Origin of the sequence: Pseudomonas grandcourensis, assembly GCF_039909015.1 — a bacterium.
Lineage (GTDB): Bacteria > Pseudomonadota > Gammaproteobacteria > Pseudomonadales > Pseudomonadaceae > Aquipseudomonas > Aquipseudomonas grandcourensis.
In genome coordinates this window covers 4290933-4316598 of the sequence record NZ_CP150919.1, presented here as the reverse complement: position 1 = coordinate 4316598, position 25666 = coordinate 4290933, and the positions used below count along the sequence as shown (strand labels likewise).

At 56.4% G+C, this 25666-nt stretch carries 18 protein-coding genes, 2 tRNA genes, 3 rRNA genes and 2 pseudogenes; 11 read left to right on the top strand and 14 right to left on the bottom strand.

All coding sequences use genetic code 11. From position 1 onward, the window contains the following. Positions 1–11: 11 nt before the first annotated feature. The 3 genes and pseudogenes from AABM52_RS19245 to AABM52_RS19235 all read right to left on the bottom strand — a co-directional run. Positions 12–317 (bottom strand): annotated as a pseudogene (locus AABM52_RS19245) (site-specific integrase); the annotation flags it as partial. 124 nt (positions 318–441) lie between these two features. Further along, positions 442–1359 (bottom strand): annotated as a pseudogene (locus AABM52_RS19240) (tyrosine-type recombinase/integrase); the annotation flags it as partial. Positions 1360–1778: 419 nt separating this feature from the next. Then, complete coding sequence (locus tag AABM52_RS19235) at positions 1779–2411, bottom strand: sulfotransferase family 2 domain-containing protein (RefSeq protein ID WP_347907505.1); 633 nt, start codon at positions 2409–2411, stop codon at positions 1779–1781. Between the two features lie 402 nt (positions 2412–2813). Here AABM52_RS19235 and AABM52_RS19230 point away from each other — a divergent pair, with 402 nt between their 5' ends. Further along, the gene (locus AABM52_RS19230; RefSeq protein WP_347907504.1) at positions 2814–3269 is read left to right on the top strand and encodes an excalibur calcium-binding domain-containing protein; all 456 of its coding nucleotides are present in this window, start codon (positions 2814–2816) and stop codon (positions 3267–3269) included. Between the two features lie 67 nt (positions 3270–3336). On the opposite strand, the gene AABM52_RS19225 is transcribed toward AABM52_RS19230, so the two are convergent. The 3 genes from AABM52_RS19225 to AABM52_RS19215 all read right to left on the bottom strand — a co-directional run bounded on the left by AABM52_RS19225 (position 3337) and on the right by AABM52_RS19215 (position 6427). Beyond that, complete coding sequence (locus AABM52_RS19225; protein WP_347907503.1) at positions 3337–3678, bottom strand: hypothetical protein; 342 nt, start codon at positions 3676–3678, stop codon at positions 3337–3339. Between the two features lie 379 nt (positions 3679–4057). Continuing rightward, the gene (locus AABM52_RS19220; RefSeq protein ID WP_347907502.1) at positions 4058–4264 is read right to left on the bottom strand and encodes a hypothetical protein; all 207 of its coding nucleotides are present in this window, start codon (positions 4262–4264) and stop codon (positions 4058–4060) included. A 771-nt stretch (positions 4265–5035) separates the two neighbouring features. Beyond that, positions 5036–6427 carry an aldehyde dehydrogenase family protein gene (locus AABM52_RS19215; protein WP_347907501.1) on the bottom strand — a complete coding sequence of 464 codons (1392 nt, stop codon included), beginning with the start codon at positions 6425–6427 and terminating at the stop codon, positions 5036–5038. Positions 6428–6527: 100 nt separating this feature from the next. Between AABM52_RS19215 and AABM52_RS19210 the strand changes: the two genes are divergently transcribed. The 7 genes from AABM52_RS19210 (at position 6528) to rrf (ending at position 15568) form a co-directional block, all read left to right on the top strand. Beyond that, positions 6528–7406 (top strand): LysR family transcriptional regulator, encoded by an 879-nt coding sequence (locus AABM52_RS19210; protein ID WP_046042975.1) that lies wholly within the window; start codon positions 6528–6530, stop codon positions 7404–7406. A 77-nt stretch (positions 7407–7483) separates the two neighbouring features. Continuing rightward, positions 7484–9688, top strand: a complete 2205-nt coding sequence (locus AABM52_RS19205) for an OsmC domain/YcaO domain-containing protein (RefSeq protein WP_347907500.1) — start codon at positions 7484–7486, stop codon at positions 9686–9688. Between the two features lie 655 nt (positions 9689–10343). Further along, positions 10344–11880: ribosomal RNA gene (locus AABM52_RS19200) — 16S ribosomal RNA — on the top strand. A gap of 82 nt (positions 11881–11962) precedes the next feature. Then, positions 11963–12039, top strand: a tRNA-Ile gene (locus AABM52_RS19195). A gap of 30 nt (positions 12040–12069) precedes the next feature. Continuing rightward, positions 12070–12145, top strand: a tRNA-Ala gene (locus AABM52_RS19190). 248 nt (positions 12146–12393) lie between these two features. Then, positions 12394–15287 (top strand): 23S ribosomal RNA (locus AABM52_RS19185). A 165-nt stretch (positions 15288–15452) separates the two neighbouring features. Beyond that, a 5S ribosomal RNA gene (gene rrf, locus AABM52_RS19180) occupies positions 15453–15568 on the top strand. The 16S, 23S and 5S rRNA genes sit together here with 2 tRNA genes alongside, the layout of an rRNA operon. Before the next feature lie 67 nt (positions 15569–15635). Here rrf and AABM52_RS19175 read toward each other — a convergent pair. From AABM52_RS19175 to AABM52_RS19155, 5 genes are all read right to left on the bottom strand, one after another. After that, positions 15636–16388 (bottom strand): hypothetical protein, encoded by a 753-nt coding sequence (locus AABM52_RS19175; protein ID WP_347912656.1) that lies wholly within the window; start codon positions 16386–16388, stop codon positions 15636–15638. A 50-nt stretch (positions 16389–16438) separates the two neighbouring features. Beyond that, the gene (locus AABM52_RS19170; RefSeq protein WP_347907499.1) at positions 16439–16867 is read right to left on the bottom strand and encodes a hypothetical protein; all 429 of its coding nucleotides are present in this window, start codon (positions 16865–16867) and stop codon (positions 16439–16441) included. A gap of 138 nt (positions 16868–17005) precedes the next feature. After that, on the bottom strand, positions 17006–17419 hold the full coding sequence (locus AABM52_RS19165) for a VOC family protein (protein WP_347907498.1): 414 nt from the start codon (positions 17417–17419) through the stop codon (positions 17006–17008). Positions 17420–17508: 89 nt separating this feature from the next. Further along, complete coding sequence (locus AABM52_RS19160; RefSeq protein WP_347907497.1) at positions 17509–18168, bottom strand: TetR/AcrR family transcriptional regulator; 660 nt, start codon at positions 18166–18168, stop codon at positions 17509–17511. Beyond that, complete coding sequence (locus AABM52_RS19155; protein ID WP_347907496.1) at positions 18155–19006, bottom strand: 3-hydroxybutyryl-CoA dehydrogenase; 852 nt, start codon at positions 19004–19006, stop codon at positions 18155–18157. The genes AABM52_RS19160 and AABM52_RS19155 overlap by 14 nt, the downstream gene beginning before the upstream one ends. Before the next feature lie 163 nt (positions 19007–19169). On the opposite strand from AABM52_RS19155, the gene AABM52_RS19150 reads away from it, so the two are divergent. Further along, the gene (locus AABM52_RS19150) at positions 19170–20222 is read left to right on the top strand and encodes an AraC family transcriptional regulator (protein ID WP_347907495.1); all 1053 of its coding nucleotides are present in this window, start codon (positions 19170–19172) and stop codon (positions 20220–20222) included. Positions 20223–20226: 4 nt separating this feature from the next. Here the strand turns inward: AABM52_RS19150 and AABM52_RS19145 are convergent, their stop codons facing one another. Together AABM52_RS19145 and AABM52_RS19140 are read right to left on the bottom strand one after the other, a co-directional pair. After that, positions 20227–21228 (bottom strand): NAD(P)H-quinone oxidoreductase, encoded by a 1002-nt coding sequence (locus tag AABM52_RS19145; protein WP_347907494.1) that lies wholly within the window; start codon positions 21226–21228, stop codon positions 20227–20229. Between the two features lies 1 nt (position 21229). After that, positions 21230–22456 (bottom strand): YbfB/YjiJ family MFS transporter, encoded by a 1227-nt coding sequence (locus AABM52_RS19140; RefSeq protein WP_347907493.1) that lies wholly within the window; start codon positions 22454–22456, stop codon positions 21230–21232. Between the two features lie 112 nt (positions 22457–22568). On the opposite strand from AABM52_RS19140, the gene AABM52_RS19135 reads away from it, so the two are divergent. Beyond that, positions 22569–23444, top strand: coding sequence for a LysR family transcriptional regulator (locus tag AABM52_RS19135; RefSeq protein WP_347907492.1), 876 nt, complete (start codon positions 22569–22571; stop codon positions 23442–23444). 116 nt (positions 23445–23560) lie between these two features. Here the strand turns inward: AABM52_RS19135 and AABM52_RS19130 are convergent, their stop codons facing one another. After that, on the bottom strand, positions 23561–24283 hold the full coding sequence (locus tag AABM52_RS19130) for a pirin family protein (RefSeq protein WP_347907491.1): 723 nt from the start codon (positions 24281–24283) through the stop codon (positions 23561–23563). A 308-nt stretch (positions 24284–24591) separates the two neighbouring features. On the opposite strand from AABM52_RS19130, the gene AABM52_RS19125 reads away from it, so the two are divergent. After that, the gene (locus AABM52_RS19125) at positions 24592–25542 is read left to right on the top strand and encodes a GlxA family transcriptional regulator (RefSeq protein WP_347907490.1); all 951 of its coding nucleotides are present in this window, start codon (positions 24592–24594) and stop codon (positions 25540–25542) included. Positions 25543–25666 lie beyond the last annotated feature (124 nt).

Sequence of the window (25666 nt, the reverse complement as noted above, 5' to 3'; positions counted from 1 at the left end):
AAGACGGCGACTTAAGAAGGCGGTAAAGAGCCAGTCGCGGTATACGCAGGAAAAGACATCATCGATTCGGCCGGAGAATGCTCGTAGGTTGAGGACAAGACAGCACTGAGTCGATCGCCCAACAGGTTCCAGGCGAGCTTCTTCTCTTCGGCATAATCGTGATGCAGGTAGTGGCGTCTCACCCGGGAGCCAGCCAGCACATGGTTTTGACAGCGATCGATAACATCCAAGCTAACGCCTAAGGCCTGCATCATGGTCGCGCCGGTGCGGCGCAGGTCATGCGGCGTCCAGTCACCGTTCTGGCCGTCGGCGAGGACTTGTTCAATGTCTATTTTTGCCATCACCTATTGCGGACCATCGACGTAAATAGACCTGATTACGGTTCATAATGCGTCCACCATGTCCCCGCACATGCGTCCACCATCTCTCCGGTCCATACACGTTTTCACTGGGGAGGAACCAGGTCTGCCGGTCCAGATCGACATTCTTCCATTCGGCCTGGAGCAACTCGCCAATCCGGCACAGCGTACCCAGGCTGATCCAGAGTGCGAGTTGGGTTTCTTTCTTTAGCGGCCGTATGCCGTCGTATTTTTACCCGGCGGGCAGGGCGTTGTAATCGGCGGTCATTTGCTGGAAGCGGTTGTGCAGTTCCAACAGCTCAGCCGGGGAAAGGATGCGGCTTCTTTCGGCCTCGTAGTCGGCAGAGATCAGGGGGGAGATGTCGACCAGTTCAGTCGGATCGCTCTCGATCAATAAGGCCCGCCAGGGCTGACGCTTTCTGGCCCAGCTGAACATCTGATTGAGGTCGGCGAAGAAGCTGATGGCTTGCCGGTGAGCGCCGCGGTTGACCACGGTGCGGATCAGCGCCCGAACATCGTGTTCGGAGACGCTGCTCACCGCGGTCTTGCCGAGTGCCGGAAAAAGGTCTTTGTTAAAACGGCGCTGCAATTCAGCATTGCCATCTTTCCGCGCCACGCCATCCAACAGCCACGCCTTGGCTAGATCTTGGACAGTCAGCGTTTTCACCTTCGTCGTGTTTACTTGTTCGGCCTCTACGTTAGCAGCGGCGTATGCTTTTGCCTTGGCGGTTTTCTTTTGCTCGTTGGGATTGATCTGCTCATCAATGAGCGCCCTGGCCTGATTACGCGCCTTGCGGATGTCCGTTAGGGATTTGCGCGGCCAGGTTCCGCAGGCGTGCTCTTTGTTCTGGTCGCCCCAGCGATAACAATAGAAAAAACTGACCGACACATCGTCCTTGCGGACAGAGATTCGACCGGCCAGATTGCCATCCTCTCGGAGGATTCGGCCGGCATCGTTGGGAGTCAGCGACTCGAGTTCTTTGATGGTAATTTTGGCCATGAAATGGGCTCCCCCTACTTTTACCCCCACAAAAACGTCGGCTCTTGATGGACGTTACTGGACTCTCGTAGAGCAGAACATCGCTGGAGCTCAAGTAAATGCTAGCTTGGAAAAATCCAGAGTAAAATTTTGGAAGCTTTCAAGAAGTATGAAAAAGGAGATGGGGTGCTAGGGGTCGAGTGTTCGAATCACTCCGTCCCGACCATATTTTGATAAGGGGATCAGTCACTTACGGTGCTGGTCCCCTTTGTCGTTTCTGGCTTGCGCTAAACTATCCCGCGAATTGGCTGAATCGAGGTCCAGAACAGCGTCGGACCAGACCACCTCTGGGTGGTCGCGCCAGTAGTTTTTCGTCATTTCCTCGCTGGCGTCCCTGCCGTGGGAAAGCCATATGTCGTCAGGTTTGATTTATCGAAATTTTAAGGAGAAATTGAATATCCAAAAGCCTCAAAATCTTCGAAGTAAAGATCGCTGATTATGCTGATTGAATCAGTGCACAGGTAGTCTTTGTAGTTATACTTAAGTTTGTGAGTGTTGGTTCTGGGTATTCCTTCAATGCTGATTGAGGTGTTATTTTTTAGTATTTCTGGCAAGTTGTTTATTTGTTCCAGTTGGATAACCTTGTCAACTAGTAGGTTGCCTTTGTAATCATAGAGAAATGAGACTTGCTGCTCCCATTGGACATGGCTTCTTTTTTGAATTTTATGAAGGTATGTTATGAGGTTGTCATCGGCGCTCATGTCTATGTAGTCTCTGAGGTCAGGTCTGGACTCCATGTACAGGTATTGCGACACGATTCTGGCAAATGGGTTTCTTACGATGGAAAATTTGAAGAACTTATCAAACTTTGAACGCCCAATGTGTTGCCTGATTTGAATTGCTTTGAGGTGCTGCAAGCCGCCGGTTTGGTATTTGTTGTGGTATTTGTCTAGAAAGCCCATCCAGAGGTTTTCTTCAGTCTTTTCATGATCTTCCCATATTGCCGATTCGACTGATGTTCCACCGCACTTTGGTATGTGCACAAAAATAACATTGTTTTTTTCTGAAAGCATATAGGTTTGGCTTGATTATGTTTTGCTTGCGCGGATGGAGTCTCTATTCGTGACCGGGGGTTGCACGAATTTAGATATGAAAATAGTGGATATTATTTGTATGGTTCTGTGGGGGTTGGTGATATTGCCTTCTTGATGATTGCCTGTTCGTAAGCTACATCAAAGCTATTCGCTTAAATAGTTTGTTTTATGTAGGCTATCTAACTGCAGTCCGCGCGCAATGCTTTCGCGTAGAAAGAGAAGTTATAGCTGACTCACTATCGTACTCACTAACACATCCTTGTCTGCTTTGGCCCCAGTGGTTTTTATCACATATACGTGCTGATGGCAAAGCGCCTGTTCATCCAGGGCGACTTGGTCCCACAGCAAATGGCATCCGCGCCGACCTTTCGAGCGCTGGAAATGAACGACCTCATCGACGACGGAGCCTTTTCTATCGGCCTGCCCCCCGCGGTAGGAGATGTACAAGCAGCAGTGCATGCTGCTGGAGGTGGCAGGCAGTATATGGATTGGTGGATTATGCTGGAAGCAGGCAGCGTGAGAACACAAGCGGTCTCTCATCACGGATGGATCAAGATGAAACTGATTTTGGTTTTGCTTGTTGTTGGTCTGTTGGCTTGGAAGTTTTCCCCTGAATTACAGTCCTGGGTTGAGGTTCGGCCATCGAGTCCCCAAAGAATCTCTGCGGTCTTGATTGCGCCAAAGCCTGTTTCGGCCCCAGTGAAATGCGATGGGCGCAAATATTGTTCGCAAATGACCTCATGTGCAGAGGCCACAAACTTTCTGCAAAATTGCCCAGGAATGGAAATGGATGGCGACTACGACGGGGTCCCTTGTGAGAAACAGTGGTGCCGGTGACTGCTCGCCGCTCATCGGCAGACTGCATGTGTCCCTGGCACAGGTCAGCATCAGCGGATGCGATGATCTATGCCTGAATGCCTATGTCACCCTGTGCAGCTTCTAACGCGAGCTCTTCGGTCAGTGGCATGAAAACTGGCTGTGTTCCACTGGCCTGGAAATAAAGAAAGTAGTGCCCGGAATCGTCTAACAATATCCGGTGCAGTTCTGATGACCGAAAGTTGTTACCGATATAAATACTTTCCTTGAGGATCTCGAAGGTCTTGATCCCATGCTCTCGCATTGTGGTTTCAAAGGCTTCGTAAAGACCTTCTCTGCGGCGTCGATTGTTTCGAGCATTCAGCTTGAAAAAAACCACCATCAGCACGGCATAGCTGATGAGGAGTATCACAAGGGCGCTAGTCCGCATGAGTGGAGCTCCATGTCCTCTCAATCGTTGTACATCTCAGTGTAGGCGCGTTCCTGGTGTTCATCGCCGAGTGGCAAGTGTCGCGACACGTTCGCTCGGTGCGATCTGCGCCGTTCGGCGAGCCCGTCTCTGGAACGGTTGAGTGTTCGGCTTTGAGTGTTCGACGGCGAGAAACCTTGCCATGCCGCGTACAGCGAGAAGGATGGCCTTTGCAAAACGCCAATCTGGCTCGAAAGGCTGTACGTCATAGGTAGCGGTTCGGATCACGCAATGACCGCGATGGATATGGGCGCCACCGCGGTTGAGTCAGTCGAGATGGCTTCGATGCGGGATACTTCAACTGGCGGCGTGGTTCGGACACTGTTCGTGGCCGACTATGCTACAGCCAGGTAACTCGGACGTTTTTGAATTTCATGAGTTCGAGCGATTCCTTGAGCGACTTTGTCCCGAAGATTACTGGGCCATCTTTACCGCCCACTCCCAGCACTTCCAGCAGCAATTCATGGGCATCTATTCGCTCAGGAGCTTCGCCGGTTTTGGTTTTTGGTGCGTTGATGTGCTCATAGCTCAATTTGTACTTGTGCATTTTTCTTCCCTGTAAGATCAAATCGGCGGTTATTGGTGGGCCTCACCACTACCGGCAATCCGCCATTATTTTAAATTATAGAGATAATTATGACAACACGGTAGCTCTCTCAGCTTCCCGCCTTCTGGCAGCTCGATCTGGTACTTTGCGGCAATCTGCTGGGCCTGTGGTGTCGTCAGCTTTTCACCCAGGGTGCGCAGCTTGTTGCACTACGATGCGCAAATGCATGCTGTGGGGAGATTCTGGAGACCGCTTGAATGCCTGTTGACATCAATGAGCGGATGAGCAAGATTAATTTAATCCTGTCATTTCTATGTGTTTAGGAATGAGCCGAACAAAGCCTCGCCAGAGAAATCTGCCGGGGCTTCGTCGCATTCGGCTTAGGAGAAAAACATGTCTAGAGCTCAACGACGACACGATACGCGCCGCATAAAGGCTCGCTTCTATTCAAAGCAAAAGGCTTATGAATGCTGGTCAACCAGCGAGAAAAACGCCGGGCTTTTTGCAAACCATGGGAAGGTATGTTCCTGTTGGATGTGTGGCAATCCCAGAAAACTGGGATTGCTCACCATGCAGGAATTGCGAGCTGACCCTCCCATTCAAGAGTGAAAACAGAACCCGGCCAGCGAGCCGGGTTCTTTATTGAGATCAACACGATTTGTTGATCGCATAGTTGAGGCGGGCGGTCGGTGCGCTCGAGGCAAAGATCACCAAACGGAGCTCCAGAGAAGCAGCTGGCAAGTTGAGCCAGTTCGGAGCACTACATTGCCCTCAACGCCGATCTAGCCAAACCGTCTGCGCATTACAGAATTCGCGCACCCCGAAGTGCGAGAGCTCCCGGCCAAAGCCGCTTTTCTTTACACCACCAAAACTGACTCGCGGATCGCTGGCGCTATAGCCGTTGATGAACACGCCGCCGGTTTCAAGTTCGCCTGCCATCTGCCGGGCAAGTTCGGTATTGCCCGTGTAGAGGGTGGCGGTGAGGCCGAACTCGCTGTCATTGGCCAGCTCCAGCGCATGGGCTGCGTCACGGGCCGTGATGATTGAAGCCACAGGACCAAACAGCTCCTGTTTGAAGGCGGTCATCTGATCGGTCACGTCTCCGAGTACGGTGGGCTCATAGTAGTTGCCGTGGCCTTCAGCCTTGTTTCCACCCAGCAGCAGCGTCGCGCCTTCTTCCAGTGTGTCGCGCACCTGTTGGTCCAGTTCGTCGCGCAGGTCGAAGCGAGCCATCGGGCCGATATAGGTGGTGGTAGCCAATGGATCACCGACAACCAGTTTTTGGGTGGCTTCGACGAACTTGCGGGTGAATTCCTCGACAATGCCTTGCTCGACAATCAGGCGTTTGGCGGCGGCGCAGACTTGTCCGGTGTTTTGATAGCGCCCGATAACGGCGGCTTTCACCGCCTCATCGAGGTCCGCATCGTCGAGCACGATAAAGGGGTCGGAGCCACCCAGTTCCAATACGCATTTCTTCAGTGCCGCTCCCGCCTGAGCACCGATGGCCATGCCCGCACGCACGCTACCGGTGAGGGTGACGGCCGCGATGCGTGGATCGGCAATAGCTTTGGATACACCTTCCGGGGTGACGTTGATGACCTCGAAAACACCTTCGGGGAAGTCCGCTTGCTTGAAGGCCTCCAGCAGCAGGTAGGCGCTGCCCATGACGTTGGGCGCGTGCTTGAGCACGAAAGTATTGCCGGCGAGCAGGGTGGGGACCGCGCCGCGCAGGACTTGCCAGATGGGGAAGTTCCACGGCATCACGGCGAGAATCGGGCCCAGGGGGCGATATTCAATGCGTGCCTTGCCACCTTCCACCTGGGTCGGTTCCGGGCTCAGCATGGCGGGGCCGTGTTCGGCGTACCACTCACAGAGCTGCGCGCATTTTTCAATTTCGCCGCGGGCCTGGGCAATCGGCTTGCCCATCTCCTGGGTGATCATGTTCGCCATGGTTTCTGCGTTATTGCGCAAGGCCTGGCCGAGGTTGATCAACAGTTGCGCGCGCTGCTCAACCGGTTTGCCGCGCCAGGCGCGAAACCCGGTAGCGGCCCGCGTCAGTGCGGCCTGCAGTGCCGAATCGGATTCGAAAGGGTAATGGCCGATTTGCTCGCCCGTGGTCGGGTTGATCGAAATGGCATGGGTAAGGCTGGATACGTTGGTCATGGCACCGTCCTGCGAGGTAGGAATGTGCTCAGGTTATGGGGCTATATGTTTTCTGGAAACTGAATAATACTGAGCATAACGTTCACGTTTGGAGAATGGCTTGGATCTGGTTCAGCTCGAAATCTTCAAGGCTGTCGCCGAGCACGGCAGCATCAGTGTGGCCGCCCAGCATATCCACCGGGTGCCATCGAATCTCACCACCAGAATCAAGCAGCTTGAACTGGACCTGGGGGTGGACCTGTTTATACGCGAGAAGAGTCGCTTGCGCCTGTCGCCGGCCGGCTGGAGTTTTCTGGATTACGCTCGACGTATTCTCGACCTGGTTCAGGAGGCACGCGCCACCGTGGCGGGTGAAGAACCCCAGGGAGCCTTCGCTCTGGGTTCGCTGGAAAGTACTGCCGCGGTACGTATTCCAGAACTATTGGCCGCCTATAACCAGAAGCACGCCAAGGTCGAACTGGACCTGTCCACCGGGCCCTCCGGGACCATGATCGACGGGGTGCTGTCGGGGCGACTGGCCGCTGCATTCGTCGATGGTCCGGTGTTGCATCCGGCACTGGAGGGCGTGCCTGCATTCGAGGAGGAAATGGTCTTGATCGCACCGCTCAACCATGAGCCGATTCATCGGGCCAAGGATGTGAATGGCGAAAACATCTATGCCTTCCGCTCCAACTGCTCCTATCGCCATCATTTCGAAAGCTGGTTCGCCAATGGCGCGGCGGTGCCCGGCAAGATTTTCGAAATGGAGTCCTACCACGGCATGCTGGCCTGCGTCAGCGCCGGTGCCGGCCTGGCGTTGATGCCCCGCAGCATGCTCGAAAGCATGCCAGGGTGCACGACGGTCAGCGTCTGGCCTTTGTCGGAATCGTTCCGCTATCTGCGCACCTGGCTGGTGTGGCGCAGGGGGACGGTGTCGCGAAGCCTGACGATGTTCGTGCGCTTGCTTGAGGAACGCGGTGTGGCGTTGATCGATAAATAGTGGAAAGTTAACGGTCAGTGCCGAAAAACCGGATAATGGCGGCCAAATCGTTTAGCTCGTTATTCTGGTAATCGCACATGGAAATCAAGGTCAACTTTCTCGACAACCTTCGACTTGAGGCCAAGTTCGACGACTTCACGGTGATTGCCGATCAACCCATTCGCTACAAGGGCGATGGCTCGGCACCGGGGCCGTTCGATTACTTCCTGGCTTCGTCGGCGTTGTGTGCGGCGTACTTCGTGAAGTTGTATTGCGAAACCCGCAATATCCCCACCGAAAATATCCGCCTGTCGCAGAACAACATTGTTGATCCGGAAAACCGCTACAACCAGATTTTCAAGATTCAGGTCGAATTGCCCGCGGACATCTCCGCCAAGGACCGTCAGGGGATCTTGCGCTCCATCGACCGTTGCACGGTAAAGAAGGTGGTGCAAACCGGGCCTGAGTTTGTGATTGAAGAGGTCGAAAACCTCGACGCCGATGCCCAGGCGTTGCTGATGCCGCACTCGACTGGCGAAGCGGGCACCTACATTGTGGGCAAGGACCTGCCGCTGGAACAAACCATCGCCAACATGTCAGGCATCCTGGCCGACCTGGGCATGAAGATTGAAATCGCTTCGTGGCGCAATATCGTTCCCAATGTGTGGTCGCTGCACATCCGCGATGCGCACTCGCCGATGTGTTTTACCAACGGCAAAGGCGCGACCAAGGAAGGCGCGCTGGCATCGGCTCTGGGCGAGTTTATCGAGCGGCTCAACTGCAACTTCTTCTACAACGACCAGTTCTGGGGCGAGGACATCGCCAACGCGGCGTTTGTGCATTACCCGGACGAGCGCTGGTTCAAGCCTGGCCCGAAGGACGAACTGCCGACTGAAATCCTCGACGAATACTGCCTGAAGGTTTACGACCGTGATGGCGAGTTGCGTGGCTCGCACCTGTACGACACCAACTCCGGCAACACCCAGCGCGGCATCTGTTCACTGCCGTTTGTGCGCCAGTCGGACAATGAGGTGGTGTATTTCCCCTCCAACCTGATCGAAAACCTGTTCCTGAGCAATGGCATGAGTGCCGGCAACACGCTGGCCGAAGCCCAGGTGCAGTGCCTGTCGGAGATCTTCGAGCGCGCGGTCAAGCGCGAAATCCTCGAAGGCGAAATGGCTCTGCCGGATGTGCCGCAGGAAGTGCTGGCGAAATACCCGGGCATCCTGGCCGGTATCCAGGCCCTGGAAGAGCAGGGCTTCCCGGTGCTGGTCAAGGATGCATCGCTGGGCGGGGAGTTCCCGGTGATGTGCGTCACCTTGATGAACCCGCGTACCGGTGGCGTGTTTGCCTCGTTCGGCGCACATCCAAGCCTGGAAGTGGCGCTGGAGCGCAGCCTGACGGAACTGCTTCAAGGCCGCAGTTTCGAAGGCCTGAACGATCTGCCACAGCCGACCTTCGAAGGTCAGGCGGTGACTGAACCGAACAACTTCGTCGAGCACTTTATCGACTCCAGCGGTGTGGTCTCGTGGCGTTTCTTCAGTGCCAAGCCGGATTTCGAATTCGTCGAGTGGGATTTCTCCGGTCAAGGCGAAAACTCCAATGTCGACGAGGCCGCGACCTTGTTCGGCATTCTCGAAGACATGGGCAAAGAAGTGTACATGGCGGTCTATGAGCACATCGGCGCCAAGGCCTGCCGCATTCTGGTGCCGGATTACTCGGAAATTTATCCGGTAGAAGATTTGATCTGGGATAACACCAACAAAGCACTGCAGTTCCGCGCTGACATCCTGAATCTGCACAGCCTGAGCAAAGTCGGCCTGAGAACGCTGGCCAAGGGGCTGGAAAACAGCGAGCTGGATGATTACACCGACATCACCACCTTGATCGGCATCGAGTTCGACGACAACACGCCTTGGGGCAAGTTGACGATCCTGGAGCTGAGGCTGCTGATTTATCTCGCCTTGCAGAAGTTTGACCAGGCCAAGGATCTGGTGGAAGCCTTCTTGCAATACAACGACAACACCGTCGAGCGCGGTTTGTTTTATCAAGCCGTGAACGTCGTGCTGGAAATGCAGTTGGACGATGATCTGGAACTGAGCGACTACGAGGTCAACTTCCGCCGGATGTTCGGCAACGAGCGGATGGACGCGGCGATAGGGTCCGTGGATGGCAGCGTACGTTTCTACGGTCTGACGCCGACGAGCATGAAGCTGGAAGGGCTCGACAGGCACCTTCGCCTGATCGACAGCTATAAAAAGCTGCACACGGCGCGGGCGAGGGTGGCGGCCTTGTTCAGCTGATAGCGATAACAAAAAAAGCACCTTGGGTGCTTTTTTGTTTTTTGGTTATGGCATGAGGTGTGGCTGCCTATGAGGACGCTCTTCTATATAGAGGGGCGTTTTGATCCTTCCATATAGGCATCCTTTGGGCGATTTGCAGGTTGTTGATAGAAAACTCGAATCAGTGCTTGACGGCAGATTATAGATGTCTATAATTCGCCCACTTCCGGCGCAGTCGAAACGGAAAACTCCTTGGTAAACAAAGAGTTACGCAGTTTTCGGCAGCAGGTTGCTTCAGTTCATCGAAGCCGAAAGGGGTTGAAAAAGAGGTGTTGACAGCAGCGTGTAACGCTGTAGAATTCGCCTCCCGCTGACGAGAGATCTGAAGCGCAAGTGGTTGAAGTTGTTAAGGATTTCCAAGCGAAACTTTGAAAACTTCTGAAAATAATCACTTGACAGCAAATGAGGCTGCTGTAGAATGCGCGCCTCGGTTGAGATGAAAGATCTTAACCAACCGCTCTTTAACAACTGAATCAAGCAATTCGTGTGGGTGCTTGTGGAGTCAGACTGCTAGTCAACAGATTATCAGCATCACAAGTTACTCTGCGAGAAATCAAAGATGTAACCAACGATTGCTGAGCCAAGTTTAGGGTTTTCTCAAAACCCAAAGATGTTTGAACTGAAGAGTTTGATCATGGCTCAGATTGAACGCTGGCGGCAGGCCTAACACATGCAAGTCGAGCGGATGACAGGAGCTTGCTCCTGAATTCAGCGGCGGACGGGTGAGTAATGCCTAGGAATCTGCCTGGTAGTGGGGGACAACGTTTCGAAAGGAACGCTAATACCGCATACGTCCTACGGGAGAAAGCAGGGGACCTTCGGGCCTTGCGCTATCAGATGAGCCTAGGTCGGATTAGCTAGTTGGTGAGGTAATGGCTCACCAAGGCGACGATCCGTAACTGGTCTGAGAGGATGATCAGTCACACTGGAACTGAGACACGGTCCAGACTCCTACGGGAGGCAGCAGTGGGGAATATTGGACAATGGGCGAAAGCCTGATCCAGCCATGCCGCGTGTGTGAAGAAGGTCTTCGGATTGTAAAGCACTTTAAGTTGGGAGGAAGGGCATTAACCTAATACGTTAGTGTTTTGACGTTACCGACAGAATAAGCACCGGCTAACTCTGTGCCAGCAGCCGCGGTAATACAGAGGGTGCAAGCGTTAATCGGAATTACTGGGCGTAAAGCGCGCGTAGGTGGTTCGTTAAGTTGGATGTGAAAGCCCCGGGCTCAACCTGGGAACTGCATTCAAAACTGACGAGCTAGAGTATGGTAGAGGGTGGTGGAATTTCCTGTGTAGCGGTGAAATGCGTAGATATAGGAAGGAACACCAGTGGCGAAGGCGACCACCTGGACTGATACTGACACTGAGGTGCGAAAGCGTGGGGAGCAAACAGGATTAGATACCCTGGTAGTCCACGCCGTAAACGATGTCAACTAGCCGTTGGGAGCCTTGAGCTCTTAGTGGCGCAGCTAACGCATTAAGTTGACCGCCTGGGGAGTACGGCCGCAAGGTTAAAACTCAAATGAATTGACGGGGGCCCGCACAAGCGGTGGAGCATGTGGTTTAATTCGAAGCAACGCGAAGAACCTTACCAGGCCTTGACATCCAATGAACTTTCCAGAGATGGATTGGTGCCTTCGGGAACATTGAGACAGGTGCTGCATGGCTGTCGTCAGCTCGTGTCGTGAGATGTTGGGTTAAGTCCCGTAACGAGCGCAACCCTTGTCCTTAGTTACCAGCACGTAATGGTGGGCACTCTAAGGAGACTGCCGGTGACAAACCGGAGGAAGGTGGGGATGACGTCAAGTCATCATGGCCCTTACGGCCTGGGCTACACACGTGCTACAATGGTCGGTACAGAGGGTTGCCAAGCCGCGAGGTGGAGCTAATCCCACAAAACCGATCGTAGTCCGGATCGCAGTCTGCAACTCGACTGCGTGAAGTCGGAATCGCTAGTAATCGCGAATCAGAATGTCGCGGTGAATACGTTCCCGGGCCTTGTACACACCGCCCGTCACACCATGGGAGTGGGTTGCACCAGAAGTAGCTAGTCTAACCTTCGGGAGGACGGTTACCACGGTGTGATTCATGACTGGGGTGAAGTCGTAACAAGGTAGCCGTAGGGGAACCTGCGGCTGGATCACCTCCTTAATCGACGACTCAGCTGCTCCATAAGTTCCCACACGAATTGCTTGATTCATTGAAGAAGACGATATAGAAGCAGCCCGAAATTGGGTCTGTAGCTCAGTTGGTTAGAGCGCACCCCTGATAAGGGTGAGGTCGGCAGTTCGAATCTGCCCAGACCCACCAATTTTGTGTGGGAAACGCCTGTAGAAATACGGGGCCATAGCTCAGCTGGGAGAGCGCCTGCCTTGCACGCAGGAGGTCAACGGTTCGATCCCGTTTGGCTCCACCACTAACTGCTTCTGATTGTATAAAGCTTAGAAATGAGCATTCCATCGAGACGATGGTGAATGTTGATTTCTAGTCTTTGACTAGTTCGTTCTTTAAAAATTTGGGTATGTGATAGAAAGATAGACTGAACGTTACTTTCACTGGTGACGGATCAGGCTAAGGTAAAATTTGTGAGTTGCTCTTAGGAGCTCAATCGAATTTTCGGCGAATGTCGTCTTCACAGTATAACCAGATTGCTTGGGGTTATATGGTCAAGTGAAGAAGCGCATACGGTGGATGCCTTGGCAGTCAGAGGCGATGAAAGACGTGGTAGCCTGCGAAAAGCTTCGGGGAGTCGGCAAACAGACTTTGATCCGGAGATGTCTGAATGGGGGAACCCAGCCATCATAAGATGGTTATCTTGTACTGAATACATAGGTGCAAGAGGCGAACCAGGGGAACTGAAACATCTAAGTACCCTGAGGAAAAGAAATCAACCGAGATTCCCTTAGTAGTGGCGAGCGAACGGGGACCAGCCCTTAAGTGGCTTTGAGATTAGCGGAACGCTCTGGAAAGTGCGGCCATAGTGGGTGATAGCCCTGTACGCGAAAATCTCTTAGTCATGAAATCGAGTAGGACGGAGCACGAGAAACTTTGTCTGAATATGGGGGGACCATCCTCCAAGGCTAAATACTACTGACTGACCGATAGTGAACTAGTACCGTGAGGGAAAGGCGAAAAGAACCCCGGAGAGGGGAGTGAAATAGATCCTGAAACCGTATGCGTACAAGCAGTGGGAGCCCACTTTGTTGGGTGACTGCGTACCTTTTGTATAATGGGTCAGCGACTTATTTTCAGTGGCGAGCTTAACCGAATAGGGGAGGCGTAGCGAAAGCGAGTCTTAATAGGGCGTCTAGTCGCTGGGAATAGACCCGAAACCGGGCGATCTATCCATGGGCAGGTTGAAGGTTGGGTAACACTAACTGGAGGACCGAACCGACTACCGTTGAAAAGTTAGCGGATGACCTGTGGATCGGAGTGAAAGGCTAATCAAGCTCGGAGATAGCTGGTTCTCCTCGAAAGCTATTTAGGTAGCGCCTCATGTATCACTGTAGGGGGTAGAGCACTGTTTCGGCTAGGGGGTCATCCCGACTTACCAAACCGATGCAAACTCCGAATACCTACAAGTGCCGAGCATGGGAGACACACGGCGGGTGCTAACGTCCGTCGTGAAAAGGGAAACAACCCAGACCGTCAGCTAAGGTCCCAAAGTTATGGTTAAGTGGGAAACGATGTGGGAAGGCTTAGACAGCTAGGAGGTTGGCTTAGAAGCAGCCACCCTTTAAAGAAAGCGTAATAGCTCACTAGTCGAGTCGGCCTGCGCGGAAGATGTAACGGGGCTCAAACCATACACCGAAGCTACGGGTATCATCTTCGGATGATGCGGTAGAGGAGCGTTCTGTAAGCCTGTGAAGGTGAGTTGAGAAGCTTGCTGGAGGTATCAGAAGTGCGAATGCTGACATGAGTAACGACAATGGGTGTGAAAAACACCCACGCCGAAAGACCAAGGTTTCCTGCGCAACGTTAATCGACGCAGGGTTAGTCGGTCCCTAAGGCGAGGCTGAAAAGCGTAGTCGATGGAAAACAGGTTAATATTCCTGTACTTCTGGTTATTGCGATGGAGGGACGGAGAAGGCTAGGCCAGCTTGGCGTTGGTTGTCCAAGTTTAAGGTGGTAGGCTGGAATCTTAGGTAAATCCGGGATTCTAAGGCCGAGAGCTGATGACGAGTGTTCTTTTAGAACACGAAGTGGTTGATGCCATGCTTCCAAGAAAAGCTTCTAAGCTTCAGGTAACCAGAAACCGTACCCCAAACCGACACAGGTGGTTGGGTAGAGAATACCAAGGCGCTTGAGAGAACTCGGGTGAAGGAACTAGGCAAAATGGCACCGTAACTTCGGGAGAAGGTGCGCCGGTGAGGGTGAAGGACTTGCTCCGTAAGCCCACGCCGGTCGAAGATACCAGGCCGCTGCGACTGTTTATTAAAAACACAGCACTCTGCAAACACGAAAGTGGACGTATAGGGTGTGACGCCTGCCCGGTGCCGGAAGGTTAATTGATGGGGTTAGCTAACGCGAAGCTCTTGATCGAAGCCCCGGTAAACGGCGGCCGTAACTATAACGGTCCTAAGGTAGCGAAATTCCTTGTCGGGTAAGTTCCGACCTGCACGAATGGCGTAACGATGGCGGCGCTGTCTCCACCCGAGACTCAGTGAAATTGAAATCGCTGTGAAGATGCAGTGTATCCGCGGCTAGACGGAAAGACCCCGTGAACCTTTACTATAGCTTTGCACTGGACTTTGAATTTGCTTGTGTAGGATAGGTGGGAGGCTTTGAAGCGTGGACGCCAGTTCGCGTGGAGCCAACCTTGAAATACCACCCTGGCAACTTTGAGGTTCTAACTCAGGTCCGTTATCCGGATCGAGGACAGTGTATGGTGGGTAGTTTGACTGGGGCGGTCTCCTCCTAAAGAGTAACGGAGGAGTACGAAGGTGCGCTCAGACCGGTCGGAAATCGGTCGTAGAGTATAAAGGCAAAAGCGCGCTTGACTGCGAGACAGACACGTCGAGCAGGTACGAAAGTAGGTCTTAGTGATCCGGTGGTTCTGTATGGAAGGGCCATCGCTCAACGGATAAAAGGTACTCCGGGGATAACAGGCTGATACCGCCCAAGAGTTCATATCGACGGCGGTGTTTGGCACCTCGATGTCGGCTCATCACATCCTGGGGCTGAAGCCGGTCCCAAGGGTATGGCTGTTCGCCATTTAAAGTGGTACGCGAGCTGGGTTTAGAACGTCGTGAGACAGTTCGGTCCCTATCTGCCGTGGACGTTTGAGATTTGAGAGGGGCTGCTCCTAGTACGAGAGGACCGGAGTGGACGAACCTCTGGTGTTCCGGTTGTCACGCCAGTGGCATTGCCGGGTAGCTATGTTCGGAAAAGATAACCGCTGAAAGCATCTAAGCGGGAAACTTGCCTCAAGATGAGATCTCACTGGGACCTTGAGTCCCCTGAAGGGCCGTCGAAGACTACGACGTTGATAGGTTGGGTGTGTAAGCGCTGTGAGGCGTTGAGCTAACCAATACTAATTGCCCGTGAGGCTTGACCATATAACACCCAAGCAATTTGCGTCGAAAGGCCAGATTGCGGTGTGTGAAGACGAAACGAACCGAAAGTTCGGCTGTACTCACAAAAGCAGCACAAAACACCGAAAGCTATCACATCCCCAATTTGCTGAAGCGAGGCCAGCCGGTCACGACTCAGTACCCGAATTTCTTGACGACCATAGAGCGTTGGAACCACCTGATCCCATCCCGAACTCAGCAGTGAAACGATGCATCGCCGATGGTAGTGTGGGGTTTCCCCATGTGAGAGTAGGTCATCGTCAAGATTAAATTCCGAAACCCCTATCTGCGTATGCAGGTAGGGGTTTTGTTTTTGTCCGCAGGAACGCGAAATTACAGCCCCAACCGCTCCAGCGTGTGCTCCAGGGGTTCCAGCGACACACAGATAAAACCATCAAGCGGTCGATTGAGCTCCTCTACCAGCAGGATGGTTGCCCCCGTCGACAGGGCACACATCAGCAATACGGCGACAATGGTGCCGTTGCAGGGTGCAAACAGGCCGAACGAACCGAAGATAATCCCCAGCCACGTAACCAGGATCACCAGCATCACCGGTGGAATCGATTGATTGGCCTGCAGCAGGGTCAGCCAGCGGGCGGCAAACACGGTGTCCATGTCTTGCAATGCCTTGGCTTTGAGCGAGCGTTGATCATCATTGCCGGGCGTCAGTGACTCGACCTGGCGTTGCAGGCCTTCAGAACGATGGATGACTTCGGGGCTATCGAGCGTTGCAATCTGACGGCGATCGCGAGAGGCGAGTACTTTCGTGACTTCGGCGTAGTTGTGCTTGAGTTCGGTGCGGATACCCTGGGTGTCGGTGCCGTAGCGGGCCAGCAAGCGGTCGAATTGAACCACTTTCGCTGCCGCGCCCTCCAGTTCGGCATTGGCCGTATCGAATGTGCCTTTGGCAGAGGAAACCAGCAGGCCGAGGACCAGCGCCGACATCGTTGCGATGAGGCCGGTGGCCAGTTTCACCACGGTCACGGAGTCGTCGCTCAGGTGATGGCTCGGTAATCGCTCCCTTACGTACGAGCCCAGTAGTGCGCTGGCGGACAGGCAGGCGAAAACGATGAGGGCGATCACCACGTCATTCAAATTCAACCTCCGTTGACGCTGTCTTCCGTGGGGGGAGAAATCTACTGGTACTTGATCACGATGCCCTTGAGTTTGCGTCCCTCGATGGTCGTCACGTCGCGAGCCCACAGCGGCCCGCTGGCATAGGCACCCACCGCCTGAATGTGGTCATAGACGACCACCACGGCGTCGCCACCGAGTTTGGCGGATTCTTCCCGCAGCTTCTGTTCGACTTCGGTAATCGGCGGGGCAGGGTCGACGCTGGCGTCGATCAGCACTTCACCCAGGCGAACATGCGGACGCGCAGGCTCCGAACGCAGCACGACAACCTGGTCCGGCGATGTCGGTGCCGGATGTTCTACGCCGACATAGGCGGTGGTCTGCGCATCGACAGTGGCGCAGCCATTGAGGGTCAGCAGGCTGGTGATCAGACCACCGGCCAGTAGCAAGCATTTGAAACGGGAGGGCCAGGACAGGTCGTGGGCCGGCATAGGGGGTTTGCTCCTCTGGTTCGCTGCTACCCATGTGGCTAGTTGACGGTAGCAGACAGGCCGGGAGTTGCCAGAAAGCCCAACCTTTTCAGGTTGGGCTTTTTTGTGCCTTCAATACTGTCGATCAACCAAGGGTTTTCACTGATCCTTTTCGCAGTTGACCATCCACGACACACCAAAACGGTCCACCAGCATGCCAAATCGCGCCGCCCAGAACGTGGTCTCCAGTGGCATCTGCACAGAGCCACCGTCCGCCAGTGCATTGAAGACCCGCTCGGCCTCGGCAATGCTGTCGACGTTGAGTGAAATCGAACAGGCACTCATTTTATCCACGACGCGATCCGGTGTGGTGTCCGACCCCATGATCGCCTGATCGCCCACGATCAGGCGGGTATGAATGATCAGGTTGTGCAGATCCTTGGGGACATGCTCACCTGCAGGGGTTTCGCCGAAGGTCAACATGGCTTCGATCTTGCCTTGCAGGCACTGCGCATAGAACGTGAAGGCGTCTTTGCAGTCGCCGTTGAAGATAAGGTAGGGATTGATTTTCATGGTCGGCTCCAGGTGCTCGAGTACATACATCGGTTTGGACGCCGGTTTTTTCGGCGAATTCCGATTGTGTCGAGCCGACAAGCAAAGCGCTAAATCTTTGTTGGTGCTTGTGTTTCTTTAGATGTTTTTTCGATAGGACGCGCGAGGCTTATCGCCTCCGGCACACGCCGTGGTGCCAGCACCCGTTCGATGGCGCCGCTGACCATGCTCTCGAGAAGCTCATCACGTTCCTGCTCGTCCAACACATGTGGCGTCAACCAGCTGGGAGCGCTGTTGAGCAGGGCGCCAATGGCATGCCCGGCCGCCAGCAGGCCTTGTTCGCTGAAACGCGACTTTGCGCCCAGCATCCTCAGCAACGTGCGCTCGTACTGCTCGCGCAATTGCCTGACCCGAGCCTGTTGCTCTTCGTTCAGGCAACCGCTGTCGCGCTCCACCAGGCGGAAATGCCAGGGCATCTCCCGATGCAGGTTCAGATGGGCGCGGATCAGGCTGTTGAGCTTGTCGCGCTTGCCCGGAGCTTTTTGCTGGATACGCCCCAGCGTGGCCAGCAACTCCTCGTAGAACTCCTCGATCAGATCGAGCAGCAAATGCTGTTTGCTGGGGTAATGGTGATACAGCGAGCCTGGGGAGAGCCCCAGGCACGTCGCGAGCTCACGCATGCCGACCTGGCCGAACCCCTTGCAGGCAAACAGCTCCAGAACCTTGTCCCGGTACTCGGCAAAGCGCGAGCAACGCTCAGGCATAGGCATGGAAGCCGCGCCCCGTTTTGCGTCCCAGGTAACCGGCGGCAACCATTTCCTTGAGCAACGGCGCCGGGCGATATTTGCTGTCGTTGAAACCGTCATAGAAGGCTTCGAGAATCGACAACAGGGTGTCCAGGCCAATCAGGTCCGCCAGGGCCAACGGGCCGATAGGCTGATTGCAGCCCAGGCGCATGCCCGCGTCGATGTCTTGTGCGCTGGCCAGGCCTTCCTGGAACACCAGGATCGCTTCGTTGATCATCGGCACCAGGATCCGGTTGACCACGAACCCCGGACGGTTACCCGCGGTAATCGCGGTTTTGCCGAGGGTGGTTGCCATGTCCAGCGCCAGTTGGTGGGTCGCGTCACTGGTTTGCAGGCCACGGATCACTTCGATCAGGCCCATCACCGGCACCGGGTTGAAGAAATGCAGGCCGATGAAGCGCTCAGGCTGGCTGACACTGGCGGCGAGTTGGGTGATCGACAGCGACGAGGTATTGGAGGCAATCACGCATTCGTTGCTGACCTGCGCGGCGATCTGTTGCAGCACACGCAGTTTCAGGTCGAGATTTTCTGTGGCCGCTTCGATGACCAGTTGCGCGTCACCCAGGACGCTGTAATCGGTGCTGATGCGAATTTTGTCGAGGGTGGCCTGTTTCTGCTCCACCGTCAGGGTTTGCTTGGCGATCTGCCGGTCCAGGTTCTTGCCGACCGTTGCGACGGCTTTTTGCAAAGCGCTTTCGGAAATGTCGAGCAAGGTCACGTTGAAACCGGCCATGGCACAGACTTGTGCGATGCCGTTGCCCATGGTGCCCGCACCGATCACCCCGATGTTTTGCAGATTCATCTTCCCATCCTTCGATCAAACCCTGCGATACCTTGGCCGCGACGGCGGCCGAAGGCGTACTATTGCCGCGAGTCTAGAGCCGGCAGGGCGGTTGTCCTATGCCAAAACTGTTCAACGGCACTGATGTTTTTTGCCATTCGGGTGATGAGAGAGAAACGAACCAATGCGGGAAAAGGACTCGGTTGCCGCCTATTTCGTGCAGGCAATGATCCATGGGCTGAGGGATGATCCGCAGCGTGTGATGGCTGTGCTCGAACAGGCGGGCATTGATCCGGCGGTCATCCACCAACCCACGGCGCGGGTGCCGGCCAACGCGTTTGCGGCGTTGTGGCTGATCCAGATCCGCGAGCTCGATGATGAATTTTTCGGGCTCGACTCCCACGGCATGCCGCCGGGCAGTTTCGCCCTGATTTGCCGCGCCCTGATTCAGGAGCCCGATCTGCACAAGGCCATGCGTCAGTGCCTGGCCAACTTCGGCTTGTTCCTGCGCGACTTTCGCGGCTCGCTGGCGGTGCGTGGCAAGCGTGCGGTGATCAGCCTGGAAACCCGTTCGACGGACAACGATGCCAGTCGGTTCGGTGAAGAAACCTTTCTGGTGTTGATGATCAGTCTGCTGTGCTGGCTGGGCGGGCGGCGCATTCCCATCGACCGCGCGGACTTCCGCCATTCGCGCCTGTCGCTGGGTGACGACCGCCTGCTTTGGGGCCCCAACCTGACCTTTGGTGCCGAGCGCACCGAAATCGAATTTGCCAGTCACTACTTGCGCCTGCCCGTGGCTCAGGACCTGGCGTCGCTGAAAGTGTTTCTGCGTACCGCGCCGCAATGGCTGGTGATTCGCTTCCGTAACCAGCACGGTTTGGCATCCCAGGTTCACCAGCGCTTGCGCGGCAGTCATTACAGCGAGTGGCCGACGTTGCAGGCCTTCGCCCTGGAACAGCACCTGAGCCCCAGCACCTTCCGCCGCAAACTGGAGCGTGAAGGCTGTTCCTATCAGGAGATCAAGGACGAAGTACGCCGTGGCGTGGCCTTTGAGCAACTGCGTCAGAGCGACGCGAGCATCAGCGATATCGCCGAGCAACTGGGATTCCAGGAGCCCAGCGCCTTCCACCGGGCATTCAAGAAGTGGACCGGGGAAAGCCCCGGGCGTTATCGGGCCCGTTATCAGGGAGAGCAGGGCGCAGAGGTCGCCAACCTTGAGGCATCGTGCGAGCCCTGAGCCATCAACTATCCACCCGCAGAACAATCTTGCCGATGTGATCCCCCGCTTCCATCCGGGCATGGGCCTGTGCCGCTTCCGTGAGCGAATAAACCCGGTCGATCATCGGCAGGCAGCGTCCGGCGCTCAGCACTGGCCATACGTGCTCGTGCAATTGTCGGGCGATGGCGGCTTTTTCTTCCCGGGTCCTCGAACGCAACAGGGAGCCGGTGATGACGGCGCGTTTGGCCATGATCGTCAGCAAGTCGACATCCCTGGCATGGGCGCCACCGAGGAAACCGAGCATCACCAGGCGACCTTCCATGGCCAGGGCGGCCACATTGTTGTTGAGGTACGAGCCGCCCATGATGTCGAGAATCACGTTGACGCCCTGGCCCGCGGTTTTTTCCGCGATGACCTGCACAAAATCCTGGTCGCGATAGTTGATCGCCTCGGCGCCCAATTCGCGGATCGCCGCGCATTTTTCTTCGCTGCCGGCGGTGGCGAACGCTTCGATGCCAAGTTCGCGGCATAACATCAGCGCAGTGGTGCCGATGCCGCTGGTGCCGCCGTGGATCAAGGCGCGCTGACCCTGTCGGGCAGCGCCAAGGCCGAACAGGTTGGCCCACACCGTGAAGAAGGTTTCCGGGAGGGCCGCCGCCTGCACCCAGTCCATGCCTTCGGGGATCGGCAGGGCCTGACTGGCCGGGACCACGCAGTATTGCGCGTACCCGCCGCCATTGGTCAGGGCGCAGACCTTGTCGCCCGGTGCAAACTCGCTGACGCCCGCGCCAATCGCCACCACTTCCCCGGCCACTTCCAGCCCCGGGTTCGGGTTCATGCCGGGCTTCATCGGGTACTGGCCGGCCCGTTGCAGCGCGTCCGGGCGATTGACCCCGGCGGCGTGCACGCGGATCAGAATCTCGCCGGCCCCTGCAACGGGCACGGGCACTTGGCGCGGTTGCAGGACTTCAGGACCACCGGGTTCGGTGATTTCGATCAGGGTCATGGTCTGCGGGAGTGTCATTTCAGTTACCTGTATTGAGTGTTAAGGATTCGGTCGAACGACTGAGCAGTCGACTGCCCAGTTCCAGCAACAGCGCTACAACGATGGCGCCGGTGGCAATCACGAACATCAAGGCATGATGGCCGCCATTGGCGTTGAACAGCGCCGAATAAGCGAACCCCGAGAGCGCCTGGAAAGTAGCGAACGACACCGTGGCGCGGCTCCAGGCAACCTGTTGCTGATGATGCCCGGGGATCAGCTCATGCACCCGCGCCAAGGCAAGCGGCACGATGCCTGGCGGGAAGGAGCCGAGGATCACCGCCAGTAAAGCCAGCGCCGCGAACGAACTGCTGATCGATAGAAGGCCGACCGCCAGCGCTTGCAGCACCAGCACGATGCGGATCCCCGTTTTCGCGCCCAGCCGGTCGGCCAGGAAGCCGTAGCTCACCGGCCCGACAATCGCGCCCAGGCCATACATCACCCAGATCAGTGCGCCGACATGTCCCCCGGCATTGAGCCCGCGGGCGACGTAATCCACCAGGAACACCATGGCCGGCACCAGCCCGGCCGCCATGAACGCGTATTGGGCGAACAACAGGTAAACGTTCGGGTCGGTGGGGGTGGGCGACGATGCATTCGACGGCGCTGCGGCGGCCGGGTGCGCAGTGGTTGGCCAGCCAAACCAACTGGCAGCGGTGAGGATCAGGGCCAGCAAGCCCAGGCCGAACCAGGTTTGCTGCAAGCCGAGACTCAGCAGCGGCGGCACGATCGTCCCCGACCCGGCAATACCGAGGCCGATACCCAGGAATATCGCGCCGCTGGCCAGGCCTTTGCGGGCCGCCGGAACCTGGGGCAATACGGTGGCCGCCACCAGCACCATGATCGCGCCACCGGCAATCCCCGACAGCAGGCGCCAGCCGAAGAACCAGCTCACCGACAACGGAAAGCCGCAGGCGAAGAACGCCAGGGTCACCGCCAGCATCATCAGGCGCAGGGCGGTCTTGTTCGAGGTCCGGCGTGCCAGCGGATGGCCGATCAGTGCACCGATCAGGTACCCAACCAGATTGGCGGCGCCGAGGTACACCACGTCGCTTGCGGAAAACCAGTGGGCCTGGATCAGCGAGGGAATCAACGGCGTGTAGGCGAAGCGCGCCAGGCCGATGCTGACCAGGCTGGCGCAGAGGCCGGCGAAGATCGGCAGCCAGATCGCACCGGGCGCCGGGGTAGGGTGAGGCGATGAACTGTGCATGTGCATTGTCCTGTAAAGTCACTCAGGCCTTCAGCATATCGAGGTTTTACGAAGCATTAATGCAGCGATTACGCGCTATGCTGATGCGTAAATGCATCGCCAGGAGAGCGTGATGAATTGGGATGACGCCCGGGTATTTCTCGCGGTTTGCCGGGAATCCACGTTGCGCGGGGCGGCGCGGGTGTTGGGAGTCGACCAGGCCACGGTCGGTCGGCGCATCACGGCACTGGAAAAGTCATTGAGTGCAACCTTGTTCCTGCGCACCTCCGAAGGTTATGCGCTGACGGCTGTCGGCGAAGCGGCACTCAAGGCGGTGGAGAAAATGGAGCATTCGGCGCTGGAACTGGAACGCCAGATCCAGGGCCTGGACGATCGCTTGACCGGCACGGTTCGCGTCAGCACCACCGACTCCCTGGCGATTGATTTCCTGATCCCGGCGATTGCCCGTCTGCATCGGCAACACCCGGATGTACGGGTGCAACTGGACGCCACCACGCAGATCCTCAGCCTGGCAAAACGCGAAGCGGACATCGCCGTACGCAACACCCGGCCGGAAAACCCTGACCTGATCGCCCGGCGCATCGCCCGCTGGCCGGTGGGGCTGTTTGCCTCGCATGCCTATGTCGATGCCCACGGCGTGCCGGAGCCGGGCTCGGCGTTCTCCGGGCATGACCTGGTGGTGTATCAACCGTACTTGCAGGGCAACAAGGACATGACGCTGGTCTCGGAACCGGTGGCGCGCGGGCGGATTGTCGCGAGCCTCAGTTCCAGCCTGCTGGTGCGTCGCTCGATTGCGGCGGGGATCGGGGTCGGGGAGATTCCGGTGTACATCGGGGAGAAAGAGGGGCTGGTCAGGCTGTGGCCGGAACGCTCGCGGCCGCTGCCCTATGACATCTGGCTGGTGACCCACGCGGACCTGCGGCATACGGCCAGGGTCCGGGCGGTGATCGATGAAATTGTCGCGGGGTTCGCCGGGACTGGCGAGTAATCCCAGGTGGCACAAATCCTGTGGGAGCGAGCTTGCTCGCGATGGCGGAGTGTCAGACGACATCACTGTTGAATGACACAACACATCGCGAGCAAGCTCGCTCCTACAGGGTTTTGTCATGGCATTTCCGGTAGTTCCTGTGGGCGCAGGTCAAAGACCAATACTTCAGCATCCACGCCGTTGCTCAAGGTCAGCGCCTGTTCATCACGAACCCGTACACCGTCGCCTTCCTGCAACAACACACCGTTGAGTTCGACGCTGCCCCGGGCCACGTGCACATAGGCGTAGCGGTTGGCGGCCAGCTCCAGCGTGGCGCTTTCCTTGCCGTCGATCAAGCCGGCATATACCCGTGCATCCTGACGCACCTTCAGCGAACCCTTGGCGCCGTCCGGCGAGATGATCAGTTGCAGGCGCCCGCGTTTCTTCTGGGTGCTGAAATGCTCTTGCTGATAACGCGGTTTGGCGCCGCTGACGTCGGGCACGATCCAGATTTGCAGGAAGTGCACCGCCCGCGTGCTGGAGTGGTTGAACTCACTGTGGGCCACGCCGCTGCCTGCGCTCATCAGTTGCACGTCGCCGGGGCGGATCACCGAACCGGTGCCCAGGGTGTCCTTGTGTTCCAGGGCACCTTCAAGCACATAGGAGAAAATCTCCATGTCGCGGTGCGGGTGTTGGCCGAAGCCCTTGCCAGCGGCGACGCGGTCGTCGTTGATCACCAACAGGTCGGAAAAACCCTGCTCTTTCGGGTTGCGATAGTTGGCGAAGGAAAAGGTATGGAACGACTTCAACCAGCCGTGATTGGCCAGGCCACGATCCGAGGCTTTGCGAAGAGTCAGCATGATGAAATCTCCTGTGGGGACGTGAATTCGTCCGAGTGAGGAGAAGGTTAATGGTTACTGAATGGTTCAATAAGTAGATGAAAATTGAAATACTGTCTCTATCAGGTTGACAGTTTGCAGGGGCGATTCAACTATTCTTTTCCGACCTTTGCGTCGTACTTGGCCATAATGCATAGCAAGAATCCTGTGGGAGCGTGAAGGCGTCGTGTCAGGCCACATAATGGTGAATGACACACTGCCTTCGCGAGCAAGCCCGCTCCCACAGGGATTGGTGTGCCGACCCTATTGATCCCAGTGAATTCCAATCCATGAAAACCGTGGCAATGGTGCTGTTTCCCGACTTTCTCCTGCTCGACATGGCCGGCCCTATGGAAGTGTTTTCCATCGCCAATCGATATCTGAAACCCGTCGATCACTATGTGCTGTCGACCATCGGCACCGAGCCCGGCGCACTGCGGGCGTCCAACGGGGTGAGCGTGCACGCTGACCGGCACATCGACCAGGCCTGCGAAGGTTTTGACTTGCTATTGGTGCCCGGCGGCCCCGGCGCCTACAACGAAAGGCATCCGCCATTGCTCGACTGGCTCAGGCACAACGTCGGCCGGTCCGCCGCTTATGGCTCGATCTGCACCGGGGCGTTCGTGTTGGGCCATGCGGGTTTGCTCGACGGCTATCGCGTCACCACCCACTGGCACTACACCGAGCGGCTGATCAAGGGCTTTCCGAAGGCGACCGTCGAGACCGATCAGATCTTCGTCCAGGACCGCAACCTGATCACGTCTGGTGGCGTCACCGCCGGGATCGACCTGGCTTTGTCGGTGGTGGCCCAGGACCATGGCAAGAAAGTCGCCCAGGACGTGGCCAAGGTGTTGCTGGTGGTCATGAAGCGCCAGGGCGGGCAGGCGCAGTTCAGCCCGTTGATGGCGGCGGTGGCCCCCCACGAAACGGCGATTACCCGGGTGCAGAACCATGTGCTTGATCACCTCGATGAAACCTACAGCATCGAGCGCATGGCCGGCCTGGCCAACATGAGCCCGCGGCATTTCGCCAGGGTGTTCGCCCGGGAGGTGAACATGACGCCGATGGAGTTTCTGCAAAGCGCACGCATCGATTGCGCCAGGAATCTGCTGGAAACCACCGAGTTGCCACTCAAGACCGTGGCCTTCAAAAGCGGCTTTGGCAGTGTGCGACACATGCGTTTTCTGTTCGGTGAAAAGCTTGGCCTGACCCCGACCCAATACCGCGAGCAGTTCAGCTAGCGCGCATGTCCGTCATGCGCACCGCAATGGCCGTGACGCTCCCCCCGTGGCAGTTGTACCGTCACCGAGGCCTGCCAAGATACCGCTGAACGCATTGCAAGGAAGGTGCGGAGCCTGGATGGAC